This is a genomic window from Nostoc sp. C057, from assembly GCF_013393925.1.
GTDB lineage: Bacteria > Cyanobacteriota > Cyanobacteriia > Cyanobacteriales > Nostocaceae > Nostoc > Nostoc muscorum_A.
On sequence record NZ_CP040281.1, the window covers coordinates 5,611,679 to 5,635,607 of the forward strand.

The following is a 23,929-nucleotide window of genomic DNA, read 5'->3' on the forward strand; positions in this document are numbered from 1 at the left end:
AACCAATTACCCATTCCCAATTCCCAATTCCCAATTCCCACATTTATGTCTAATGAGATTACGGTTCAGGTAAATGGGGAAACCCATAGCTGTTCGTTTCAAATTTCTTTACCCGACTTGATCCAACAGTTGGGTTTTAACCCGCGCTTGGTAGCTGTGGAGTATAACGGCGAAATTTTACATCGCCAGTTTTGGCCACAAACCAAATTGCAGCCAGGCGATCGTTTAGAAGTAGTAACTATTGTTGGTGGTGGTTAGTTGATGTGAGCCAGCAAGCCCAAATCCTTAAGGCTGCGTCGTGTAATCTCGATGCGGACGGGTGCATCCTCTGGTTTATACATATCAAGGGTTGTTGCGAAAAAGTAGACGTTTTTGTTTTGTTCTAAATAACCCACAAACCAACCAACTTGTGGTTTGGTACTCGTTAACCATCCCGTCTTTCCCCGCAGTGTGTAGTCTGGAGTTTGTTCGCGTACCATAATATCTTTGACAAGATTTATTGTCCTTTGGGAGAAAGGTAAATCGCCTTGATACAACCGTTGCAAAAACTTAATTTGCTCTTGGGGTGTAATTTGCAATAGCTGCTGTTCTAGCCAAAAACGATCAATGTCTGCGGCGGTGCCAATCTGACGATTTCCGTAACCTACTTTGTTAATAAATTGCTGCATCCGTTCATATCCAGCCTTCCGCGCTAGTACTTGATAGAACCAAACAGTTGAATCTTTAAAGGCTTGACGCAAATTCGTATCATGATTCCAAGCATCGATATCTCGATGAATTCCATCCCAAGTGAGAACCGCCACATCATCAGGAACTACACCTGTTTCTAAAGCTACCAGCGCGTTAAAAATTTTGAATGTCGAAGCTGGAGCGATCGCAGTTGCATTACGTTTAGGATTGTGTTCATAGGTGCGGTTATTTTTTGAGTCGTAAATCAAGATTGAGCCTTCACGCCCAAATTCTTGAAAGTGTCGCCCAAAATTTGGTGCTTTAATAGCAGGACGTTCAGATGAGGTTGAAGCTGGTTGAGCCAGAATAGGCATTGTTCGGAAGCTAATTACACTCAATACCGCAACACATCCAAGAATTGTAAATATAACAGCTTGCCTTCGGTAATGCCGAAGAGATAGCCACATACCAAACAAGATATTTTTCATTGCATATTTAATAAAATCACAAAGGAGATTTTACACTGCAATCTTGCTCATTTGCGGGGAGATGAACATCTGTGCATCCCTACTCCATCTGCATTTATCTCACAAAATCGCGTTTTTTCCCTCTGATTTGTAAAGCGATCGATGAAGAGTTCTACGCTTGGCTAATTCTTTACCTTTGCGGCCAAGTTGCTCACGTAGCTGTTGATCTTTGCACAACCGATTGAAAGCTTGAAAAACTTCATAACCAGAATTGGGATTAACCAGTATCCCATTTTCTTCATGCTGAACTGTGTCTAGAACACCACCTAAGCGAGGGGCAATGATCGGCTTACCGAAGTAACTTGCTTCTAAATAAACCATACCAAAACCTTCCATATTATTAGGTTTAGTATCTAATAAAGTCAGCATGGCAAATATGTCACAAGCTGCATAATAACCTGCTAGTTCACGCTCTGGTACATATCCCGCAAAGTGGACGCGCTTATCTACCCGCAAACGATGCACCAGAGATTTCAGTTCCGATTCACTTGGCCCTTCACCGCAGATTATATAGTGGACATCGACCCCAAAAGTTAGCAATAGTGGGATGTTATCAATCACTCGGTCGAAAGCTTTATGTTTTACTAGCCTTCCTATGGAGAGAATAACTATTGCTGAATCGGGAATGTTGTATGCCTGACGCACGCGAACACGCAAATCATCAAGGCTACTAGGACTCCCGACATTATTACCAAATTTTTCTGGTCTAATTACTGGGTTAATAACGTAAGTAGGAGTATCTAATCGTAAAGCAGTTCTAAGGTAATCTTGTGTATAAGAACTGTTACAAACAATACCTTCGGCTCTATGAAGTGTTAATTTAAATAGCGATCGCAGTACGGGATTGTGTAATGTACAAAGAAAATCATTACCGTGCAGATAGATAAAAAAGCGAATAGGTAACAAATAGCTCAATAGCAACAGTGAAGGAAAATCATAGCCGTGGCCCCACTCTATATACCGATAGTGATAGCGAAAATAGAGTTTGATTGCTAGCACAAATGAGCAGACAATATTGACAAAAGGCTTTAGGATATTTCCCACAAAACCACTACGCCAGTATCTAGGATAAAACCAGCGATACACTGGAAATTGTTGCCCTTCATCAAATACTTTATCTCCTGAGCAACTAGCCGCCAGCACAATAACTCGTTCTGGATCTTGGAGACAACGATTGTACATATATTCTCCAATTACAGCTTCTTTCGGCAAGAATATCCGGGATATGACTAGGATATCTGGGTATGCAGCTTTGTCTCTGATTTCGGCTGTTAGTTGAGAAATATGTTCCATAATCAAGTTGATAAATTTACTTCAAATAATTTTGAATTTATTTACAATTAGGATTACTTTCCAAACCATAATTATTATTTTATTTCTTTTAAAACGAATCTGGTAGATAAAATTGAAGGCTATTTTAGAAGATTAGCCAGCAAGATTGTTTTTTTATTGTGTTGATTTTATTTTGGCAGCAAAACTCTCAACATTTGAGAATTTTTGTGCATGATGGACAACAAAATAAAATTTAGCACTTGTAGTCTAATGTAGTCAAATTTCTCAATGAAGAACTGTTGCAAAAATTACGAAATTTACCTACGTTCACCAGACTATCTTGAATAGTCTAGACTGGTGTGCCAAAATGCCAAAAGTTTAGATAAGTATTTCATAACTATCTGTGTCTGCTTAGTGCTGCTGATAAGCATCACGTCCATTTTTAACACTACTATGCATACGTAAGCATCAGGTCTATATCTGTCCTTTATATTACTTAAAATAGAGAGATATCCTTTTGGATTCTGACAGAACAAGTAGGGTGAAGTATTAAAAAATTAGTCAAAATAATCATGAGAAATGAGAAACATCTGTATAATCCAAGACTGTAGCCTGGAAGTGCCCAGTCTAAGACGTAGCCAAAATTGCCCGTAGGCGTAGCCCGTCGTAGACATCGCAAATTTCTGTGATGATGAACATATCTTAAGGTACGGTTCCCCAGTCGAGAAATCCCCCCTGCGATCGCTGCCTATGCCAGATAAGACGCGGTAGATTGAATATGTAGCCTTTAAAAGTGAATGCTACAAAGCTTGCTTGTTACGGACTGGCGTTAGTGACATAACCGCAAAACTCCTACCAGCATGGAGATAAATCATAAAAATTCTGTTTTCCAAGCGATTGTATTATGCGTAAAAAACTACAACAAATCAGCAAACCACTGTTAAAAACCTTCTTAGCGCTAGGACTGGTGTTAACTTTGGTTCTTAGCCACGCCGATGGAGCATTAGCGGCCCGCAGTGGGGGTCGAATCGGTGGTGGCTCTTTTAGAGCGCCTTCCAGCCGCACCTATACACCACGCACTTATGCACCTCCTGGCGGGGGCGGATACTATCCTGGTGGTGGGTTTGGTGGTGGTTTTGGCTTTCCCTTCCTACTTCCTTTCTGGGGTATTGGGGGAGGATTTGGTGGTCTATTTAGCATCTTAATTTTCTTTGCGATCGCTAATTTCTTATTGCAAACTTTCCGCCGTGTCTCTGGCGGTGAAACACCAGAAGCAGATTACAGCAGTAACTCTCCTGTTTCTGTAACTCGTTTGCAAGTAGGTTTGTTAGCTCAAGCCCGTGAATTGCAAAATGAACTCAACCACATTGCTGAAACTGCTGATACTAACACCCCAGAGGGAAGAGCAGAAATTCTGCAAGAAGCCAGCCTAGCTTTACTCCGCCATCCCGAATACTTTGTATATGCAGGTGGTGGCACTCAACAAGCCAGTTTAAATTCAGCTGAAAGTCAGTTTAATCGGCTGTCACTGGCAGAACGCAGCAAGTTTAGCGAAGAAACTCTTTCTAACGTCAACAATCAGCTAAAAGCAGCCCTTGCCAAAGAAGCTTTACCGCAGGCTGGTGAACTAGACAACCCCACCCGCCTATTTACTGAAGGACCTGGAGAATACATTATCGTCACCTTGCTGGCGGCAACACTAGGCAAGTTTGATATCCCCACAGCGATTAACAGTGCTGATGATTTGCGTCAAGCTTTGCGCCAAATTGGTAGTATCCCTAGCGAAAAACTTCTGGCAATTGAAGTACTTTGGACTCCACAAGCTGAAAATGATACGCTGACATCTGATGATGTACTGGCAAATTATCCTGATTTGAGACTTGTTTAACGTCTAAAAATTTCGCGCTTTACTGCCAATAAAGAACTTGGCATCTTGGCGAAACAAATAAGTTACTCTTTGAGTGCAATAACTAGAAAACCGTTTGTCAATAACAAGCGGTTTTTTGTATAACCTAGATATACCAAGAATTACGCACTGAGAACTAAAATATCGATCTACCCTAACTCCTTTGAAAAAAGGCTAAACTCTCAAAGCCTTCTTAAAACGGGGGTTGGGGGTTCTATTATGCGTAAGCCCTATATACTTAACTATCTTTTAGAAAAATTATTCTTAGCCAAGACTTTGCTAATATTATCAAAATGTTATACACGTAAAGCGGTATCTTATGCCTAATGTTGAAGCCGACGAAAACCGAGAGCATCGCATTAAAACAGAGATCATTGTAGATGCTGAAGACAAAGAAGACCGAGCTATGGGTTGGTACTACTACCTCGAAGAGGCTCTAAATTTTCCCTTTATGGCTAAATGGACTAAGAAGGGACGCAAATCAGGCTCTACCGAGGAGAAAGAAGTGGAGGTGCTGGGAATGGCCCCAGATGATGAGTGTTTAAAAGATATGCTTGTCGAAGTGGCTTACATTAATGGTAAGGATGATGATGTATATTCTGCAAAGTTATCTGAAATAGCAGCCATTGATGCTGACAGCGAAACTCAAGAAGCGATCGCAGACTGGCTCTATTGGATTGCCAGAGGATACAAGTTTTAAACTCTAGGATAAATATCGAATGACGCGGCAGGGATTACCAGCAGCGACAACATTCTCAGGTATATCTTTGACAACTACACTGCCAGCACCAATGGTTGTGTTATCGCCAATAGTGACACCTGGACAAATAATTGCACTGCCACCAATCCAGACATTGTTACCAATGTTAATTGGGGCAGCTAATTCTCTACCAGAAAGGCGAATTTCTGGCTCTACAGGATGATAAGCAGTATAAATTTGTACATAAGGAGCGCATAATACATTATCACCAATGTGAACTGTATTACAGTCTAAAATTACACAACCATAGTTCATAAACAATTTGTTGCCAGCAAAAATATTACTACCATAGTCACAGTGAAAGGGCGGCACAATTGATACTTTGTCACCTATCTTTCCAAATAACTCTTGCAAAATTTGCTGCCGTTGATCTTGCTGTTCTTCAGTTGTAGAATTGTACCTTCGCAACAGACGACTAGCTCGTTTATTTTCGGCAGCCAATTCTGGATCTTCCGCCAGATATAACTCGCCTGCGAGCATTTTCTGTTTTTCGGTTTTTTCCATAACAGGCTTATGGGACTTCTCGTTTGTATACGATAACCTTAGCAGCAACTAAATTAGCACATATTCTATCCTTAACTAAATATGGCATAAGTCGCTTTTCCCTGCCGTTTAGCTCGGTACATTGCAATATCAGCATCCCGTAGCAGAGTTGCAGGTTCCTCATAACTACTAAAATTCCAAGCAATACCAATACTAGCTGTAGTAGATAATTCACATCCATTCAGCTTAAGTGGCGATCGCAAGGATTCTTGAATCCGTTTGGCAACATTGGTAGCATCAGTAATGTCTTTAATATCCTCTAAAAGAACTGTAAACTCATCACCACCAAATCGGGCTACAGTATCACCACCACGTAAGCAGGACTCTAAACGTCTAGCGATCGCTACTAAAAACTCATCCCCTATTCCATGCCCAAAGCGATCATTAATATCTTTGAAACCATCTAAATCCAAAAATAAAACTGCAAAATAATAATCGCTTCTGCGTTTGCTGCGCTCAATTGTTTGTCTGAGCCTGTCTAGAAATAAAACACGATTTGGTAATGCTGTCAACCCATCATAAAACGCATTACGGATCAATTGTGCCTCTGTCTGCTTGCGTTTGGTGATATCTTGAAACACTAAAACTGCACCAGTGATACTACCATTGCGATCGCGGATGGGTGCAACTTTATCCCCAATCGCTATCTCTTTGCCATCTTTGGTAATCAGTATACAGTTTTCTGGGAAATCCAAAATTTCACCTGTTTTGATTACATCTGCGGCTAAATTTTCAATTTTTTCCCCTACATCTTTGTCAACTAAGTTAACTACTTCTACTAAATCTTTACCGAACGCTTCACTTTCCTTCCAGCCCGTGATTATTTCTGCTGTGGGATTCATCATTTGAATACAACCATTAGCATAAGTCACAATCACTGCACTGCTCATACTATTAATAATTGCTGCCAGCCTTTGTTTTTCTTCGTATAATATTTTTTTGCTTTGATGTTTGTATAGAGCCATTTCAATCGCAAAATGTAAATCACTTTCAATAAATGGTTTGACTATGTAACTAAAAGGCTCACTTAGCTGGTTTTCATATAATGTTTTATATTCCGAACACTCTGTTAAATATACTACAGGTACATGGAAGTGATTCTGGATGATGTCTGCTACGTTCACACCGTCAATTTCCCCAGCTAGGCAGATATCAATTAATACTAAATGTGGATGAGTTTCTGCTACCTTTTTTATTGCTTCTTCACCAGACTTAGTGATTTCTGATACAGAATAACCTAATTTTTGTAAACTTTTTCTAATATTTGAGGCTATGATTTTTTCATCCTCAACAACTAGGATTTTGCGGGCGAACATGGTGAAACAACCTGTTTGCTAGGGTTCAGATTTTTGTTGTCAGTAACAACTCGATACAAAAGTTCTTATTTCATCATAAACAATCTTTAACTACTCTGTAGTATTGCTTGATATAAATACTTAACTAATGAGCAAATAGCATCATGTTATTAACCTCCAATAATTTCTGTGTTTGTCAAAGCTAATTGTGATTAATGTATGCAGTTAATATCATGTCATTAACATAAAATGTAAATTACCATATAATTACCAGCAATCAAAAATTTATTTTCAACAATATGCAATCAATTATTTTCTTAAATAAAATAAACATCAAGTATAGTATCTATGTCAAAATTAATCAAGAATAAAAGTTAATAAAATCACAGTCTACCACTTTCAAATAATTTGGAAAAATTAATATAGTATCTTGTGTTGTAATATGATAATATCGATTGATTATAATACTACTAAAAATTAATCGTTATCTGGAATTAAAGAGTTTAATAAAACGTTGTCTACAAATAGCGTTTGTCTCAGCCAGGATGCAAATTATCGTCTGAAACTGTCTGATTACCAATTCTCTAAAGTTGTTCCAAAACAAGGAGATTTTGTGCCTAGTTTTACCAAGTAATCTTGCTTTTGTGCAGTTTCACAAAGAGTTGGTATTGGAATTTTGAATTGTGAATGAAAGAGTATAAATTAAAATTATTTATTGGTTTTAGTTAATAATAAATCATAAATTGTTTTAACTGAAAATATGCATGTTAAATGCTCATCAGCAAATAACATGATTTTTTTAGTGTTTTTTGATAACGAGCAAGTGCTGGGGGCAATGGCAGGAAAGATTCTCTTTGTGAGATATTTCCGCGCTCCATAAAAACCCCCTGTTTTTGCTAGTTTATAGATATTGACAAAAAAAACACGTTTTGTGCTTTAGAGATTGGACTTACTTTTAGTAAGTTCAATGCTAATTTTGCCACCAAAATCTGGAATAGGTGCAGCAGGTTTGCTCAGAATTACTTGGACTTGTGTTACACGATCGCACTCTTGGAGAATAGAATCTGCGATCGTTGCTACCAATTTCTCCACCAAAGCAAACTTAGACGTTTTGACGAGATGTTGTATCAAGCTAATGACGCTGCGATAATCTAAAGTGTCTTCGATCGCGTCAGTCTTGGCCGCTGTGGAGATATCCAACCATAACCTCACATCCACCTCAAACCATTGTCCTAGCACTTGTTCTTCTCGTAAATACCCAGTGTAGCCATAGCAGCGAATTCCCGTTAAATGAATGCAGTCCATAAAAGTTTGAGAGCAAATTGGGCATTTTGTAGAAAGTGGAGCAAGAAAGTATCGAGGATCGGCTTCCCTCCCTTGGACTTCTTTTCACCAAACTTTCCCAGATGGATTTTAAATTAAATTTCCCTAAACAAAATCTAAAATTTCAGATTGTTTTATAGCTATGTTTGATTTAATGCCGATCGCCTTTAGGAATGTTAATCAACTTTGGGCTTACATTTTAACAGAGACCCTAAAGCGGTTGGGATTGACTTGTGCCATCATTTGTCCTGGATCACGCTCTACACCCTTAGCGATCGCCTTTGCTCAACAAGCACCTGAGATTGAAGCGATTTCCATTCTCGATGAACGTTCCGCAGCCTTTTTCGCTTTGGGACAAGCTCAAGCAACCGGTCGCCCTGTAGTACTAGTTTGTACCTCTGGTACAGCAGGAGCAAATTTTTATTCAGCAGTCATTGAAGCCTCATATAGTCGCGTCCCACTGTTGATATTAACCACCGATAGGCCCCCAGAATTGCGAGATTGTCACTCTGGGCAAACTGTAGATCAGTTGAGATTATATGGAACCTACCCAAATTGGCAAACGGAGTTAGCCTTACCCTCCGCCGATCTGGGAATGCTAGCTTATCTGCGACAAACAGTAATTCATAGCTGGGAAAGAGCGCAAACTCCTACAAAGGGGCCAGTACATTTGAATATTCCCTTTCGCGATCCTTTAGCGCCTGTTCCTGATGGAACCAACTTGAGTTATTTGCGATCGCAGTTTCACCCAGAAGACTTTTTCGCAGGAATAGCAAACCCATTTCCCATTCCCCATTCCCCATTCCCCATTCCCCAACAATGGAAAGAATGCGATCGCGGCATTATCATTGCAGGTGTTGCCCAACCATCGCAACCAGAAGAGTATTGTAGAGCGATCGCACAACTTTCCCAAACTCTCAAATGGCCTGTGTTAGCTGAGGGACTCTCCCCAGTGAGAAATTATGCCGAACTCAACCCTTATTTAATTTCCACTTATGACTTGATTTTGCGAAATCAGCAACTAGCAAAGCAGCTAGTGCCCGAAATGGTGATTCAGGTGGGTGAAATGCCTACGAGTAAAGAACTGCGTACTTGGATAGATGCAACCCAGCCGCGACGCTGGGTAATTGATCCTAGTGACCAAAACCTCGACCCTTTGCACGGAAGGACAACGCATTTACGGATATCTGTAGAAGAAATCAAGGTAGAAGAGAGAAATTTATCTTTCTCCTCAGACTATTTGCAGCAATGGTGTGATGCGGAAGCTAAAGTCAGGTTAGCTGTTGACCAGACGATGGGGAAAATAGATGAAATAATTGAGAGTAAAGCAGCTTGGTTAATTTCTCAGATTTTACCGCCTGGAACGCCTCTGTTCATTGGCAACAGTATGCCTGTGCGGGATGTAGAATATTTCTGGAAACCGAATAATTTAGGAGTGCGATCGCACTTTAACCGGGGTGCAAATGGCATTGATGGCACATTATCCACAGCTTTAGGAATCGCCCATCGCCAGCAAAGTAGTGTGATGTTAACGGGAGATTTGGCACTGTTGCATGACACCAATGGTTTTTTAATCCGCAATAAGTTTGTGGGACATCTCACAATTGTATTAATTAACAACAATGGCGGTGGTATTTTTGAAATGTTACCCATTGCCAAGTTTGATCCACCATTTGAAGAATTTTTTGGCACTCCCCAGGATATTGATTTTGCTCAGTTGTGCGCTACTTATAATGTGCAGCATGAATTGATTACTTCTTGGCAGCAGTTACAGCAAAAATTAAACCCGCTCCCAACTACAGGAATTCGGGTTTTGGAGTTACAGACAAATCGCAAAGCAGATGCCAAGTGGCGACAGGAAAATTTGAGGAGATTTGCCGCAGATATTGTAATTTAACTCTGCCGTTAGATATTACTAAATACCGAGATGCAAAGAATTTTGCAAAATGTTTATGGTGTCAAAATTAAAAGTTATTTGTGTAAAGCATTTCAAGTACTGGTGGTGCTGCTGAAACTTGCAAAATATTATAATTAGTAGTAAAATAACGACTCTAGCGAATTTAGCGACAAATGCGACAAGATGTAAAACATAACAATAATGAGAGTGAAGGAGATATTTCGTTTTTAACAACTGTTGAAGTAGCTCAACTTCTTCGTGTTCACCAAAGAACTGTACAAAGATGGATATCATCAAATAATCTTAAAGCTACAAAAGTGGGGCCAAGAATTTGGCGTATAAGACAAAAAGACTTAGATGAGTTCTTACAAATAAATAACAGTAGAAAACAAGCAGAAGAAGATATTAACTCAAATGGCAACAGGAATACCTAGTCGAAATAGTCGTAAAAGTCAAAAACAAAATGTAATTCCTTTTCGTCTGGAATATGAAGGAAAAATTCCTATAGAAGATATATTAAAAATTCCTGTCGCCAAGTTACATCGCATAATCAGTATAGATGAACATCCAAGAAACAGACTCATCTATGGAGAGAATTTAAGAGTTCTTAGTTCATTCTTGAACGATGATACTATCGCGGGTAAAGTTAGTTTAATTTATATTGACCCCCCCTATGCAACAGGGAGTAGTTTTGAGTCTCGTCAAAGAGACCATGCTTATCACGACCTAATAGAAGGTGCAGAATATTTAGAGTTTTTACGTCAACGACTGGTTTTACTAAGAGAACTTTTATCAGATGAAGGTTCTATTTATATACATTTAGATGACAAGATGGCTTGTGCTGTCAAAATTCTAATGGATGAAATTTTTGGTTCTAAAAACTTTCGCAATTTGATTACAAGAAAAAAATGTAACCCAAAAAACTATACACGTAAACAGTATGGAAACACAGCTGATTACATTCTATTTTACACAAAAACAGATAATTATATATGGAATCAGCCTTTTAACCCTTGGAATGAAACTACTGCAAAGAAAGAATATCAATATGTTGAAAAGGAGACTGGAAGAGTTTATAAGAAAGTTCCTGTTCATGCACCAGGTGTAAGAAAAGGTGCAACAGGTCAACCCTGGAGAGGAATGCTACCTCCTCCTGGTAAACACTGGCAATATACTCCAGAAACTTTAGACGAAATGGATGCACGTGGAGAAATTTACTGGTCACCAACAGGAAACCCAAGAAGAAAAGTTTATTTAGATAATAGTCAGGGTATTTCAGTCCAAGATATTTGGCTTGATTTTAAGGATGCCCACAATCAAAATATAAAAATTACTGGCTATCCAACAGAAAAAAATCCAGATATGATAAAACGAATAATTCTAGCCTCATCTAATGAAGGAGATATTGTGTTAGATGCATTCGCTGGAAGTGGTACTACTGCTGCTATAGCTGAAGAGTTAGGTAGAAAATGGATAGCTATTGATAATTCCCAACTTGCTATAGCTACAATAGTTCAGCGTTTAGTTAAAGGGACAGAAGCAATGGGTGACTTCATTAACGGAAATAGTTCCGCTAAACATGAACAAAAGTGCTTAATAGGTCTAAATAGAATTTTACGAAGTGGTCTAGATTTATATATTGAAGAAACACCAGAATTAGAGTTTATCTCTGATACTGTAATACATGATTGGGATAGCAAACTCAACTTTCAAGCCAATCTTGTGTAAATCTCTCATCAAGCATTTTCAGAGTGCATACCATTATTTTGCCACTACCATAACTTTCTAGACGAGCGTAATCATTCCACATAGATCCTAGTAGCAATCCTGGGCCATCATTCAAAAAAAATACTTTTAAAGCCACTTTATATGTATCAGCATATCTGAGAATATCAGTTGCTTTATCTCGATTTCCACCAGTCCGATCATCTTCTTGAGAACCTCCTCTATCAGAGTCATAACGAGCAAATCCAACTACTAAGGGGGTTCCATCTAATCTAGATATAAAAATATCTGCTGGAGTTTGAGCTTCCCAATTATCCAAAACCTTATCAAGCATTACATCTTTTCCAGCACGAACTGGCCCCCGAATTATATAGTTTTTACCAAATACTCTGTCAAACCATAAGAAAAACGCTTCTGTCAAGTCATAGCCTTTTTGCCCCCGTTTACTCTGTTCTAAAAGAAGAGCCATCAGAGTTTCATCGGGTACAGGACGACTTTGCAAATTTTTTCTAACTTCTTCTAAGCTACGAAATCTATCACCAAAGTCGTTAATTATATTGGGGATATCACGTTTTTTCTTGGTCATTTCTACTGTCGTATCTGGTGATACATACCTCCGAAATACTCTAAGAAGTTGAATACGTAAAGGATCTGGGTCTTTTGTAATAATTTCGAGTAAATTTGCAGAGTTTGTTGCTTCGTCTACCAATTCTATGAAACGCTCCAAAACTTTCTCGTAGAGCATTTTAGCTTCATCTAAAGAATCAGGGTAGAATGGTGAGTCAAATATGGTAATCCACTTGGATGCAGTTCCTTTGTAGCTACTGAATGAAATCAAATTACAATCTCCATTGCCATAATCGATACAATCTTTTAAGTATAAAACACATAACTCTATAAAAAACGCCAAAGCTAACGCTTCCAACTTCCTCAGCAATTCCACCAAATAGTCGTTTTAACAGTCGCAGCAAGAGCGATCGCACTTCTTCCACCGCTTCTGATATACCCACGTGTCTACAAATGCTTCTTCACTTCGAGAACCTTTATTTGTAAGCATCATTATTTTATGGAGTGCGTAGGCGTAGCCCACCGCAGGTATCGCCCTTCTTAATTTGCGTGAAATTTACCCGCTTTGTTGACTTTGTAACCACCCTTCCAAATCAGCAAGAGAAGAGAAATCCAACAAAGCGTCACCTAAAGCTTCTAACTGTTCTAGCGACAACACCTGAATCTGGCGCTGAAGCGACTCAGGAAACTCACCCACCCGTCGGTTTAATAGTCTTAAGATGAGCGATCGCGCTTCTTCTTCCTTCGCTTCCCGAATCGCCCGTGGTTCTTCCAAATTCAGTCCCAACATTGCTGCAATCTCCTCTCGACTTAGGTTAGCAAACTTGTAGACGATAATCGTCGTCACTAAATCAATTATCGCTTGCTCCGATTGTTGCCGTGCTTGCTCCAGCAAAAACCGCGCCCCTTCCACTGCTTCCGTTTCAGAAGTAACATTTGTCAGCAACATCAAACCCAATCCTAAAGGTTGTTGTCGCAAATCCCCCAACTCATCCAGATAAACCCGTCTGACTTGACCACTTTCCAACAAAGCGCGGTGAATCGTTGAGTTGGAAGGTTCAAGACTGCGAGAAGCAAAAATTATGACTCCAAACCAGTCATCGTAACGAATCGAGTTGCGGTAGAGAAACAAAAACAACTCACTAAAGAAGCGGTGATATAAGTCTTCGTCCTTCTGAAACTGGACTTCTGCAAAAAAAACGGTTTTGGAAACTGCATTTGCGGGAGGTAAAAATACTCCATCAATCCGAAACGCCGTTTCTTTCACCTCAACTGATTCAAACTGGTAGTTCTCCGCTTCTGGGGGTGGTTCATCTACTAATTCAAATAGCAAACCGGGAAATTGCTTAAATAATTTATAGAAGATGGTGTCACGTCGCATTTTTATTCCTCAACACCCAGACAATTACCAGATTGTAAAGGCTTGAGACAACAATTTAGCGTAGGCGTAGCCCACCGCAGGTATCGCATGTCCCTACGTCCGCGATAAAATTCTCAAGCACAACAGCGCACTTCATACCAATGCAAATTAACTGGCAAACTGCCAAAACCTACGAAGATATCCTGTATCAAAAAACTGATGGCATTGCAAAAATCACCATCAACCGTCCCCATAAACGCAATGCTTTCCGTCCTAAAACAGTCTTTGAACTGTATGACGCTTTCTCTAATGCTCGTGAAGATACTACTATTGGTGTCGTCCTATTTACTGGCTATGGCCCACATACTGATGGGAAATATGCCTTCTGTTCTGGTGGCGATCAAAGCGTGCGCGGACATGCGGGTTATGTGGATGACACTGGTATCCCTCGCTTGAATGTGCTGGACTTACAACGCCTGATTCGTTCGATGCCGAAAGTGGTGATTGCTTTAGTCGCTGGATATGCGATCGGTGGTGGACACGTTCTACACTTAATTTGCGACCTTACCATTGCTGCCGATAACGCCATTTTCGGACAGACAGGCCCGAAAGTCGGCAGTTTTGACGGTGGTTTTGGAGCCAGCTATCTTGCCCGCATTGTGGGACAAAAAAAAGCACGAGAAATTTGGTTTCTTTGCCGCCAATATGATGCCCAACAAGCGCTAGAAATGGGTTTAATTAATTGTGTCGTCCCAGTCGAACAGCTAGAAGCGGAAGGTATTCAATGGGCGCAGGAGATTTTAGAAAAAAGTCCGATCGCAATTCGATGTCTCAAAGCCGCCTTCAACGCTGATTGTGACGGGCAAGCTGGTTTACAAGAACTCGCTGGCAATGCCACCTTACTCTATTACATGACAGAAGAAGGGTCTGAAGGCAAACAAGCTTTTCTCGAAAAGCGTCCACCAGATTTTCGCTCTTTTCCTTGGCTACCTTAAAATTGCAAAAATCGCACCCTTTATTGAGGTGCGATTTTTGCAAATGTCAACGTTTATGGCACTAAATATCTTAAAAACAAATCTTATCTTAAGCAAACTACAAAATTGGTTCAGTAATAATGGATAACTAAATAAATACTGCTTCAGTCTTGGCCTCTTCAGAATATATAGAGGCAGTTATTTCTTCTACAGGAGCAGGAGCAGCATGATCTAAATCTGAAGCCGGGGAATGAGAACAAGCTAAAACTGGTTTTGCATCTGGCAAAGTCCAAGCATCTTCCAAGGTTTCCCAAGAAGGTGCAAAAGGTGGGAGCGCCAAGGAGCAAGCCTTCCAAGTTGCTTGGACTGGCGCTCCCAACTGCTGGCACGTTCCACCACGGCGACCTTCTGGCTGGTAATGACGGCAATATTTACAGGCAGATGCTAAAAATTTAATAGGTTTCATTCGGATTCATCTTTAGTGCCGTTTTCGGCTGAATTTCATCTTTATATTTTGCTTCTATATATAAAGACGGAGAAAAGCCAAAAAACCATTATTTTCTATAGCTTTCAGCGATCCCGACGAAAAAATAAACTTTAGGATGTTTTTATAATCTTGTTATATTTTTAAATAATCTGGAGAGTGATTACCTATTGATTTTGGCTAAAACTTATTAGGGATCAAGAGTAAAACCAAAGCTTTTGATTTATTTACCCTTTTAACTTCCTCCTTAAGGATGCCTTAAGACATATTATTTCAGATAAATAGTCTAGTTTTAGTACCACGTTTGGTATATTTTAGCTGTAAAACATCTTTTTTCTCAAGAATTAGAACGAACTTATCTAGATGGCAGCAGAAAATTACTTTGAGATAAATTCTGCCCAAACAATAATCGCTGAAATATTTTGCATTCAATTTAGGTCAAGACTGACTTACTTTAAAACTTTTTAGCAGCACAGACAGAACAGACTGCCCAGCGCTGGAGTTCGCCGGGTGGGGTGGGAGATTCACATTGAGGACAAAGGGGTAAGCCATGCGATCGCGATCGCATAATCTTCGTCCAATGCCCAAAAGCAGCATTTACATCCTTGGTGGGTGTAACATCAGGGCGGCTAATCTCATCACCAAGGTAACTGGGATGCTCGTGGGGCAAAACCGTTTGTTGCTGTTTTCTCTCCACAGATGGATTCTGCCAGCTAGCAGTAGAGAAGCGAATATCAACCAAAGGCGTTGGCAGTGTTTTATTCAACTTTAAAAGCAGAGACGTGCGACCAAAAGTCAGGTTTTGCGCCCAAGCAGCACTAGAAGTTGCTACCGACAAAACATCGCGTTGAATCGACAATGGTCGAGTATTTGCGGCAACCACTGGCCCAACAACACTTGCCCAACACTTGAGCAAGTGTTGAAATGGTTGCTCTTGCCATTTAGACTGCTTTTCCAGAACGCCTAAAATATCATTAATTGATTTCAACGACATCATTCAAAGTGGGGAGTGAAGAAGGGAATAGGATAGGGTAAAGGTTACAGGGTACAGGGTGCAGATTATTCACTATCACCTGTCACCTCTTCCCCAATACCCAATCTATTTAAATAATTTTCGCTAATATTGTCAGAAATATATCTATAGTTATTCCAGAAATCTACGTTTGAGGCACACAGGCAATGACTCAAAACCCCCTAAACGATTCCGGTACTCAATCGTCTAAAACGCCTGGGTTGAAACCAGCACTAACAGCAGCACTAGCAAGTTTAGAAGTACCGCTAGATCAAGAGTTAGCTCGATACCGACGCACGCGAAATGGTTTAGTGTCATCGAACCAACGCCGAGTTGCAAGTTACATGAGCAGTCAAACCCAGTCTTTGACTGCCATTCCTACAACATTGGGAACAACTCAGTCATCAGTAACGGAAATTAAAACTAACGTGCCGCCTGCTGTACCTGTGAATCATCAGGGAACCCCAGCGCCAGTTACAGAAATTGACGTACCACCAGCATCTTCTCTAGTTGTGAATCATGAGGTGAACCGAGCGCCAGTTACGGCAAATACCGAAGAACCAAATAATCTCAATCTGCCCTCTACCCAAGATTCTGCTAAAACACAAACTCAACTTCCACCGCCACCGCCCAATTTTAGTAGCAGCATCGTGCCAGCAATTGTTAAAGATACTAAGAGCGAAAATCTTTTGCAGACAGATAACACCCCTAAACACCCAGATGACTACTTAGAATCTAGTGAAGCACTACTGCGAAGTCTGACAGAAGAACAACCAGAAACCCAAAAACCAAGCAATTCTAGTGACAGTCTGCTATCACCTTTAGGTATCGGCTCAATGTTGCTGCTATTGTTAGCAAGTCTTACCTTGGGTTATGTAGTATTCAATCCCAAAGGCTTGCCTCAATGGAATTTAGGCAAGTTGTTTAACGGAAACTCGTCTCCCGCACCAGGAAATACTGAAGAAGTTGGGAGTAATATCCAACCTCAGATACAGCCACCAAGCACATCATCTATGTATCCCAATCTTGCGGCCCAAGAGTTTCCTGATGTGAGAGATCCTAACGATCTAGTTGGTTTACAACCTAAAGTCCAACCAACCGCCGCAGTAGTACCTAATCCAGGCGTTCCCCAAAACCGCGTAAATCCTCAAGCGCCATTGTCTAACCCCAATACAGCCCTAAAACCGACAAATCCGATCGCTTTAGCGCCAGTACCAACTGTACAATCCTTACCTCCCCTAAATTTACCTCCCATTTCAACGGCAAAAACCTCGCCCCAGCCAATCGCAGCCTCACCAAAGCCTAATGCAGAAATCAAACCAGGAACAGATGGGTTCTACCATGTCGTGATAGATAATAAAGGTGCAGCTTATGCTTCAGCACGGCAAGTAATTCCTGATGCTTATTTATCACCCAACAAAGAATTGATTTATCTTGGTGCTTTTAAGACTAAAGAGCAAGTACAAAAACAGATGCAATTATTACAGACAAAGGGAATTAAGGCACGAGTTCAGCAACCATAAGTTGCAAAAATCTACGATACCATGAGATAACAGTCCTGACTTATGAGTACTGTTAGCGGATAGCTAAGGTTTAGCCCGTGCTGAGTAGTAGATACAAAATCTGACTACGACAAAAATTTTATACTCAATTAAATTACTGAGTATTCAGCACTCCATAACTACCCTCCTACAAAATTTTTATACTCAGCACTCATTACTCAGCATTGAGTTTCGTGAATGGAGAGCCGACATGGAATTAATCAAGCGTATTCTGCGGGTGATTCGCTCTAATCTCAATAGTTTGATCGGTGGTGCAGAAGATCCAGAAAAGATTCTAGAGCAAACTGTCCTAGAGATGCAGGAAAATCTGGTGCAGTTGCGTTCGGGTGTAGCACAAGCGATCGCTACCCAAAAACGCACCCAACGACAGGCGGCGGCTGCCAACTCTCAAACAGAAGAATGGTATCGCCGCGCCCAATTGGCCTTACAACAAGGCAATGAACCTCTAGCACGGGAAGCTTTGACTAAGCGCCAAGCTTATAAAGAAACCAGTACAGCCCTCTTTTCTCAGATAGAGCAGCAAAACGATATAGTCGCTAGGCTAAAAAAGGATATGCGATCGCTAGAGTTAAAAATTTCCGAGGCGAAAACAAAAAAAGATATGTATATTGCTCGCGCCCGTTCTGCTGAAGCCTCTTCTCGCCTCCAGGAAATGCTTGGGGGAGTTTCTGCTACCAGCAGTCTGAGCGCCTTTGAGCGTATGGAAGAAAAAGTTTTGCAAATAGAAGCTAAATCAGAAGCGATCGCCCAACTCGGTAGTGACGACTTGGAAACACAATTTACTTCCTTGGAATCTACTAATAATGTGGATACTGAATTAGCCGCGATGAAGGTGCAGGTTTTAAATCAGGCAGAAAACACACAGCACAACAATCTGCTTACCGAGGAGAAGCAGAACACGGTACAGCCTCCTCAACAGCAGTTACCTAAAACTCAAGACTCTTGAAGTTCGGCTAATTACCCCAGTTTGGAGATATCTTAAGAATTAAGAGTTGTTATAACGTACTGATTCCAACCGGAAAGATTACATTGAAATAGGTAGCTATTAAAAAGTAAAAAAGCTAACTGTCCAGCAAAAAGCGTAAACCAAACAAGGAAAAACAAAGTTATGGGATTATTCGATCGCATTAAGCGAGTAGTTAGTTCTAACCTCAACGACCTGGTTAACAAAGCCGAAGACCCCGAAAAAATGCTAGAACAAGCCATCCTGGAAATGCAGGAAGACTTGGTGCAGCTGCGTCAGGGAGTAGCCCAAGCGATCGCCGCCCAAAAACGCAGTGAGAAACAGTACAATGATGCCCAAAATGAAATCAATAAGTGGCAACGCAATGCTCAACTAGCACTGCAAAAAGGTGATGAGAACCTAGCAAGACAAGCTCTAGAGCGCAAAAAAACTTATACTGACACCAGCGCCGCCCTCAAAGCTAGCTTAGATACCCAAAGTACTCAAGTTGAAACCCTCAAGCGCAACTTAATCCAGCTGGAAAGCAAAATTTCTGAGGCTAAAACCAAGAAAGAAATGCTTAAAGCTCGGATCACAACTGCCAAAGCCCAAGAGCAACTCCAAGGCATGGTGCGTGGGATGAATACCAGCAGTGCAATGTCTGCCTTCGAGCGGATGGAAGAAAAAGTCTTGATGCAAGAAGCCCGGGCCCAGGCACAAGGAGAGTTAGCAGGTGCAGATTTAGAAACCCAATTTGCCCGGTTGGAAGGTAGTAGCGATGTTGATGATGAATTGGCAGCTTTGAAAGCGCAAATGCTACCACCCGCTACTCCAGTAACTCAAGCACAACTTCCACCCCAACAAGAAACCACTCCTGCTAAGTCGAATGAAGTGGTTGATGCCGAGTTGGATTCCCTACGCAAGCAATTGGATCAACTATAAAATTGCCAGAAAACTTATTTGAGCTAGTCCCACGCCTGTTGGTTGTGGGATTTTATATCATTAGTCAATAGTTAACAGTCAAAATAACTATGAATTATTGATTATGGACTATTGACTACTTTGGGATAAAGTATTGTGTGTGCCAACTTTGATCGCCACCGGATGGAGACTGTAATGAGTAAGGCTGTAATCACCATAACTGATGCTGAGTTTGAAACAGAAGTGTTAAAAGCTGAACAGCCTGTATTAGTTTACTTTTGGGCTTCCTGGTGTGGCCCTTGTCAATTGATGTCGCCCATGATTAACTCAGCTGCTAGCAAATATAGCGATCGCCTCAAAGTCGTGAAAATGGAAATTGACCCCAACCCACTCACTGTTAAGCAGTACCAAGTGGAAGGTGTTCCTGCTCTGAGACTATTTCAGGGCCAGGAAGTTTTAATTTCGACTGAGGGAGTCATCGGTAAAGATAAGTTACTCGAACTCTTAGATACGCACTTAAATAGTAATTAGTCAATAGTTAATAGTCCATAACTAATGACTAATGACCAATGACAAATGACTAATGACTAACATGCAATTTGCAAAGCGTTTACAACCCCTGCAATCTAATGTATTTGCTGATATGGACAGAGCCAAAGCAATCGCTTTGGCCGCTGGACAAAAAGTAATTGATTTGTCGTTGGGGTCTTCTGATTTACCAGTCGAGGCACACGTCATTGAGGCGATCACCCAATCTCTTCACGATCGCAGTACCCACGGCTATTTGTTGTTTAACGGTACTCTTGGGTTTCGTGAAGCGGCAGCCAACTGGTACGAACAAAAATTTGGCATCAAAGTAAATCCCCAAACTGAGGTACTACCTCTGATTGGTTCTCAAGAGGGTACAGCCCATTTACCTCTAGCATTGCTCAATCCAGGAGATTTTGCCCTGTTGCTCGACCCAGGTTATCCCTCTCACGTCGGGGGAGTCCACCTAGCCAGTGGTCAAATTTACCCGATGCCATTACGGGCAGAAAACGCTTTTTTACCAGTGTTTGCGGATATTCCCGCCCCAGTTTTGGCCCAGTCGCGGATGATGGTATTAAGTTATCCTCACAATCCCACCTCAGCGATCGCTCCTTTATCTTTCTTCCAAGAAGCTGTCGCCTTCTGTCAACAACACAATCTCGTCCTGGTTCACGATTTCCCCTACGTAGATTTAGTATTTCAGGAAACTGGGGAGTGGGCAGATTCTTCTCCCAATCCAAAATCCTTAGTCCCTTCAATTCTGCAAGCCGATCCAGAGAAAAGCGTTTCGATTGAATTTTTTACCCTTTCCAAATCCTACAATATGGGCGGCTTCCGCATTGGCTACGCCATCGGTAACGCCGAGTTAATTAACGCCTTACGCCAGGTAAAAGCTGCCGTTGATTTTAATCAGTATCGGGGAATTTTAAATGGTGCGATCGCAGCCCTAACTGGCCCTCAAGCTGGGGTAAAATCTGCTGTCGCTATCTTCCAGCAACGCCGTGATGCCTTCATCACTGCTTTACACTCCATTGGCTGGAATGTTACTACTCCCAAAGCCACAATGTACATCTGGGCAAAATTACCCTCAGCTTGGAGTCAAAACTCCATAGAATTTTGTACCCAGCTAGTTAAACAAACTGGTGTAGCTGCTTCGCCTGGTGCTGGCTTTGGCAAATCTGGGGAAGGGTATGTCCGTTTTGCTTTGGTACATGAGCCACCTTTATTAGAAACTGCTGTGGAAAGAATTGCCCAGTTCCTTTATTAAATTTGTTCTCAAGCTGAACGCCAAAGATTTTTTGCGGCAAAGTCTATGGATAGAAGACGCAGCAAAGGCGCACAGCCGTGCGCCTCTATAAATCACGGTTCAGTTAAGAAATTTATCCGTTGAGGCAGGCAGGGGATGTGGGGGGGGGCATCCGTGAGAAGTTAGAACAAAGTGTTTTTTGTCAATCAGTTAAAATACTCAAAAAATCTTAAACAAGAATGATAATCGTGTTGAGGGTAGGGGGAGGAGGTGAGCGTCGCTCACCTCCTCCCCCACCTATATTTGTATTGATTTGGTAACTCGCTTACCTGTCGAAGTTTGGTTTCACACTAATCCCGCAGCATCAGACACTAATTTTGAAGCGGCATTACTAAATTTACTGCCTGCTAAAACTCTGATTTTACTTGACAGAGGTTTTTATCATTTTCAATTTTTGCAACAACTTATTAACCAAGAAGTTCATTTTGTTACACGTTTAAAAGTTAAAGCATCTATTAAATACTTAAAGATTTTTAGCTATGACCATTCGCTTAAAGACCGATTAATTCAACTTGGTACTATTCGTCGTGGCGCACCAGTACTGACTTTACGTCTAATTGAAATAAAAGTCGGTAAAACTAGCTATTCTTACATTACTTCTGTCCTAGACCCGCAAATATTACCTCCCTACGTTGTTGCTGACTTATATCGGAAAAGATGGAGGATTGAAGAAGCTTTCTATGTGGTCAAACGTTTATTGGGACTTTCGTATTTATGGACTGGTTCTATTAATGGTGTGAAGTTACAAGTGTGGGCAACTTGGCTCTTTTATGCAGTATTGGTTGACTTGGGAGATGCGGTTGCAGACGAATTATCTCTGCCATTTGACCGCATTTCTTTAGAGATGATTTTTCGTGGTTTATATCATTTTAGCGTCGCCTATGACAAAGGTAAGGCGGATGACCCAATTCAGTACTTCGCTGCCAAAGAAAATCAAGATTTAGGAGTAGTTAAAGCCCTGCGAAAACCAGTCTCCAAGCTGGATTTATCGCCTTTTCCCGCACCCTCTTGACAAAAGTGCAATCACTCTAACCTCTCACTGATGGGGGGGGGAGAAAAAAGCTTATCTGAACCGTATTGCCCTATGAATAACCGTATTCTACTGAATGTAAAATATTTTATCTGTAATTTTTAATATTAGTAATATTGAGAAATCTAAGTAATTAAACGTATAAAAATCTAGAAATATTCTTCATATTTTTATTGATAATCCAAAGGAACTTTACCTAATTAGGTCTTCCCGTCTCTTAAAGTGGGTTTGTACGTTCAGCTACCAAAGTTGGCTAACAATGCAGGTGGCGTTTTCAAGCTGCTGTATTGCCAAAAGCCTGTAGTCAAGACAGCCCAAGCCTATAAATGGCAATAGTTTAAAACTTAATTTCCAAACTGACAGAGACTTGAAAACAATGAAGATGACTTTTCAGAAACTTGTAATTGGCGCTTCAATGGCTATTGGTGTGAGCGCGATCGCTACTGTACCAGCACAAGCTGGAACCCTCACCGGCGCTACTATTGGTGGAACAGCAGCCAGTGATTATTTAGTCTATGATGTCCAAGGTAACAGTACCATCTCCGTGGATAAGACCTCCGCAAATGTACAAAAAGTACTGGATGGCAATGCTGCAAATCCTACTGGAAACGTAGAGTTACGAGCTAGTAGTGAGGCAGCAGGTTTTGATTTCAACAAAAACACTACCTTAACGGGGCAAATTGGTGGCCAAAGTATTACCTTAAGCAGCCTGACAGCAACAGATTGGTTTAGTACTGGTTCAGGATTGAGTACAAGCTATGGGGCAAATAACTTTGCAAATACTTGGTTTAACCAATTTGCTAAGGCAGCCGGTCTAACAGCAAATTCTATCCCTTTAGCCTATAATATGTTTCTTAGCATCAAAGGTTTCGAACGCTCCAGCGACCCTAATATCTCTTATGTTAATCAAGATGACAGCACTGGCGATATTAAAATTGGGTTAGCTGGTCACTTTGATTTAAAAGCTTACTATGCTAATACACCTCAATTTAGCTCCTTGGCTAGTCTTGTCAAAAATGGATTCCAAGCTAGTGAAGTTGTGAAAGTTACATATAATGACAAGACTGATTTCCTTTACAGCTTTTCTGCTACGGCAACTAACCTAAAAGAAGTTACTGATGGCAGTTCTCACAGTGGCAACTATGAAGTTAGCATCAAAGGTGTTGTGCCTCCCGCAGCAGTCCCAGAACCATCAGTCATGCTTGGTCTGTTGGGTGTAGCTGGTATCTTTGCTACACAACGCAAATTGAAAAAAGCATCTATTTAAGAAGATTGCAAGTTCAAAATTACAAATAAAAAAAGGAGCTATTAGCTCCCTTTTTTAT

Annotated in this window: 23 protein-coding genes and 1 pseudogene; 14 read left to right on the forward strand and 10 right to left on the reverse strand. The window is 40.8% G+C overall.

Annotated elements, in window-relative coordinates:
• Positions 1 to 45: 45 nt before the first annotated feature.
• Positions 46 to 258 carry a sulfur carrier protein ThiS gene (thiS, locus tag FD724_RS23960; RefSeq protein ID WP_114081922.1) on the forward strand — a complete coding sequence of 71 codons (213 nt, stop codon included), beginning with the start codon at positions 46 to 48 and terminating at the stop codon, positions 256 to 258.
• Here the strand turns inward: thiS and blaOXA are convergent.
• Together blaOXA and FD724_RS23970 are read right to left on the reverse strand one after the other, a co-directional pair.
• Positions 255 to 1,157, reverse strand: coding sequence for a class D beta-lactamase (gene blaOXA / locus FD724_RS23965; RefSeq protein WP_256874346.1), 903 nt, complete (start codon positions 1,155 to 1,157; stop codon positions 255 to 257). The genes thiS and blaOXA overlap by 4 nt on opposite strands.
• Before the next feature lie 99 nt (positions 1,158 to 1,256).
• Positions 1,257 to 2,489, reverse strand: coding sequence for a glycosyltransferase family 4 protein (locus FD724_RS23970; protein WP_179074346.1), 1,233 nt, complete (start codon positions 2,487 to 2,489; stop codon positions 1,257 to 1,259).
• An 883-nt stretch (positions 2,490 to 3,372) separates the two neighbouring features.
• Here FD724_RS23970 and FD724_RS23975 point away from each other — a divergent pair.
• Together FD724_RS23975 and FD724_RS23980 are read left to right on the forward strand one after the other, a co-directional pair.
• Entirely contained in the window at positions 3,373 to 4,356 is a 984-nt protein-coding gene (locus FD724_RS23975) for a DUF1517 domain-containing protein (RefSeq protein WP_163938780.1), read from the forward strand.
• Positions 4,357 to 4,693: 337 nt separating this feature from the next.
• Positions 4,694 to 5,074, forward strand: coding sequence for a calcium-binding protein (locus FD724_RS23980; protein ID WP_114081926.1), 381 nt, complete (start codon positions 4,694 to 4,696; stop codon positions 5,072 to 5,074).
• 3 nt (positions 5,075 to 5,077) lie between these two features.
• Here FD724_RS23980 and FD724_RS23985 read toward each other — a convergent pair whose 3' ends face one another.
• From FD724_RS23985 to folB, 3 genes are all read right to left on the reverse strand, one after another.
• Positions 5,078 to 5,638 (reverse strand): sugar O-acetyltransferase, encoded by a 561-nt coding sequence (locus FD724_RS23985; RefSeq protein WP_114081927.1) that lies wholly within the window; start codon positions 5,636 to 5,638, stop codon positions 5,078 to 5,080.
• 71 nt (positions 5,639 to 5,709) lie between these two features.
• Positions 5,710 to 6,993, reverse strand: a complete 1,284-nt coding sequence (locus FD724_RS23990) for a diguanylate cyclase domain-containing protein (RefSeq protein ID WP_179074347.1) — start codon at positions 6,991 to 6,993, stop codon at positions 5,710 to 5,712.
• 915 nt (positions 6,994 to 7,908) lie between these two features.
• Positions 7,909 to 8,277, reverse strand: a complete 369-nt coding sequence (gene folB / locus FD724_RS23995) for a dihydroneopterin aldolase (RefSeq protein ID WP_114081929.1) — start codon at positions 8,275 to 8,277, stop codon at positions 7,909 to 7,911.
• Positions 8,278 to 8,437: 160 nt separating this feature from the next.
• Here folB and menD point away from each other — a divergent pair, with 160 nt between their 5' ends.
• The 3 genes from menD to FD724_RS24010 all read left to right on the forward strand — a co-directional run bounded on the left by menD (position 8,438) and on the right by FD724_RS24010 (position 11,920).
• The gene (menD, locus tag FD724_RS24000; protein ID WP_179074348.1) at positions 8,438 to 10,192 is read left to right on the forward strand and encodes a 2-succinyl-5-enolpyruvyl-6-hydroxy-3-cyclohexene-1-carboxylic-acid synthase; all 1,755 of its coding nucleotides are present in this window, start codon (positions 8,438 to 8,440) and stop codon (positions 10,190 to 10,192) included.
• Positions 10,193 to 10,365: 173 nt separating this feature from the next.
• A complete protein-coding gene (locus tag FD724_RS24005; RefSeq protein WP_179074349.1) occupies positions 10,366 to 10,626 on the forward strand; it encodes a helix-turn-helix domain-containing protein in 261 nt (86 codons plus the stop codon).
• A complete protein-coding gene (locus tag FD724_RS24010; RefSeq protein ID WP_179074350.1) occupies positions 10,607 to 11,920 on the forward strand; it encodes a site-specific DNA-methyltransferase in 1,314 nt (437 codons plus the stop codon). Before FD724_RS24005 ends, FD724_RS24010 begins: the two co-directional genes overlap by 20 nt.
• Here the strand turns inward: FD724_RS24010 and FD724_RS24015 are convergent.
• The 3 genes from FD724_RS24015 to FD724_RS24025 form a co-directional block, all read right to left on the reverse strand.
• On the reverse strand, positions 11,895 to 12,755 hold the full coding sequence (locus FD724_RS24015; RefSeq protein ID WP_179074351.1) for a hypothetical protein: 861 nt from the start codon (positions 12,753 to 12,755) through the stop codon (positions 11,895 to 11,897). The genes FD724_RS24010 and FD724_RS24015 overlap by 26 nt on opposite strands.
• 1 nt (position 12,756) lies before the next feature.
• A complete protein-coding gene (locus FD724_RS24020; protein WP_179074352.1) occupies positions 12,757 to 12,927 on the reverse strand; it encodes a hypothetical protein in 171 nt (56 codons plus the stop codon).
• A gap of 113 nt (positions 12,928 to 13,040) precedes the next feature.
• Positions 13,041 to 13,865: a DUF2887 domain-containing protein gene (locus FD724_RS24025; protein WP_179074353.1), complete on the reverse strand. Its 825-nt coding sequence runs from the start codon at positions 13,863 to 13,865 to the stop codon at positions 13,041 to 13,043.
• Positions 13,866 to 14,005: 140 nt separating this feature from the next.
• On the opposite strand from FD724_RS24025, the gene menB reads away from it, so the two are divergent.
• A complete protein-coding gene (gene menB / locus FD724_RS24030; protein ID WP_179074354.1) occupies positions 14,006 to 14,839 on the forward strand; it encodes a 1,4-dihydroxy-2-naphthoyl-CoA synthase in 834 nt (277 codons plus the stop codon).
• A 127-nt stretch (positions 14,840 to 14,966) separates the two neighbouring features.
• Here the strand turns inward: menB and FD724_RS24035 are convergent, their stop codons facing one another.
• Both FD724_RS24035 and FD724_RS24040 read right to left on the reverse strand, forming a co-directional pair.
• A complete protein-coding gene (locus FD724_RS24035) occupies positions 14,967 to 15,284 on the reverse strand; it encodes a hypothetical protein (RefSeq protein ID WP_179074355.1) in 318 nt (105 codons plus the stop codon).
• A gap of 472 nt (positions 15,285 to 15,756) precedes the next feature.
• On the reverse strand, positions 15,757 to 16,296 hold the full coding sequence (locus FD724_RS24040; RefSeq protein WP_179075610.1) for a DUF721 domain-containing protein: 540 nt from the start codon (positions 16,294 to 16,296) through the stop codon (positions 15,757 to 15,759).
• Between the two features lie 185 nt (positions 16,297 to 16,481).
• Here FD724_RS24040 and FD724_RS24045 point away from each other — a divergent pair, with 185 nt between their 5' ends.
• From FD724_RS24045 to FD724_RS24075, 7 genes and pseudogenes are all read left to right on the forward strand, one after another.
• Positions 16,482 to 17,837, forward strand: coding sequence for a hypothetical protein (locus tag FD724_RS24045; protein ID WP_179074356.1), 1,356 nt, complete (start codon positions 16,482 to 16,484; stop codon positions 17,835 to 17,837).
• Between the two features lie 229 nt (positions 17,838 to 18,066).
• Positions 18,067 to 18,822, forward strand: coding sequence for a PspA/IM30 family protein (locus tag FD724_RS24050; RefSeq protein WP_179074357.1), 756 nt, complete (start codon positions 18,067 to 18,069; stop codon positions 18,820 to 18,822).
• 162 nt (positions 18,823 to 18,984) lie between these two features.
• Entirely contained in the window at positions 18,985 to 19,761 is a 777-nt protein-coding gene (locus FD724_RS24055; RefSeq protein ID WP_114081937.1) for a PspA/IM30 family protein, read from the forward strand.
• A 174-nt stretch (positions 19,762 to 19,935) separates the two neighbouring features.
• Complete coding sequence (locus FD724_RS24060) at positions 19,936 to 20,271, forward strand: co-chaperone YbbN (RefSeq protein WP_012410311.1); 336 nt, start codon at positions 19,936 to 19,938, stop codon at positions 20,269 to 20,271.
• Positions 20,272 to 20,323: 52 nt separating this feature from the next.
• Entirely contained in the window at positions 20,324 to 21,535 is a 1,212-nt protein-coding gene (locus tag FD724_RS24065) for an LL-diaminopimelate aminotransferase (RefSeq protein ID WP_179074358.1), read from the forward strand.
• A gap of 286 nt (positions 21,536 to 21,821) precedes the next feature.
• Positions 21,822 to 22,574, forward strand: a pseudogene (locus tag FD724_RS24070) (transposase); the annotation flags it as partial.
• A gap of 412 nt (positions 22,575 to 22,986) precedes the next feature.
• Entirely contained in the window at positions 22,987 to 23,871 is an 885-nt protein-coding gene (locus FD724_RS24075; RefSeq protein WP_242060614.1) for an NF038130 family PEP-CTERM protein, read from the forward strand.
• Positions 23,872 to 23,929: the final 58 nt, after the last annotated feature.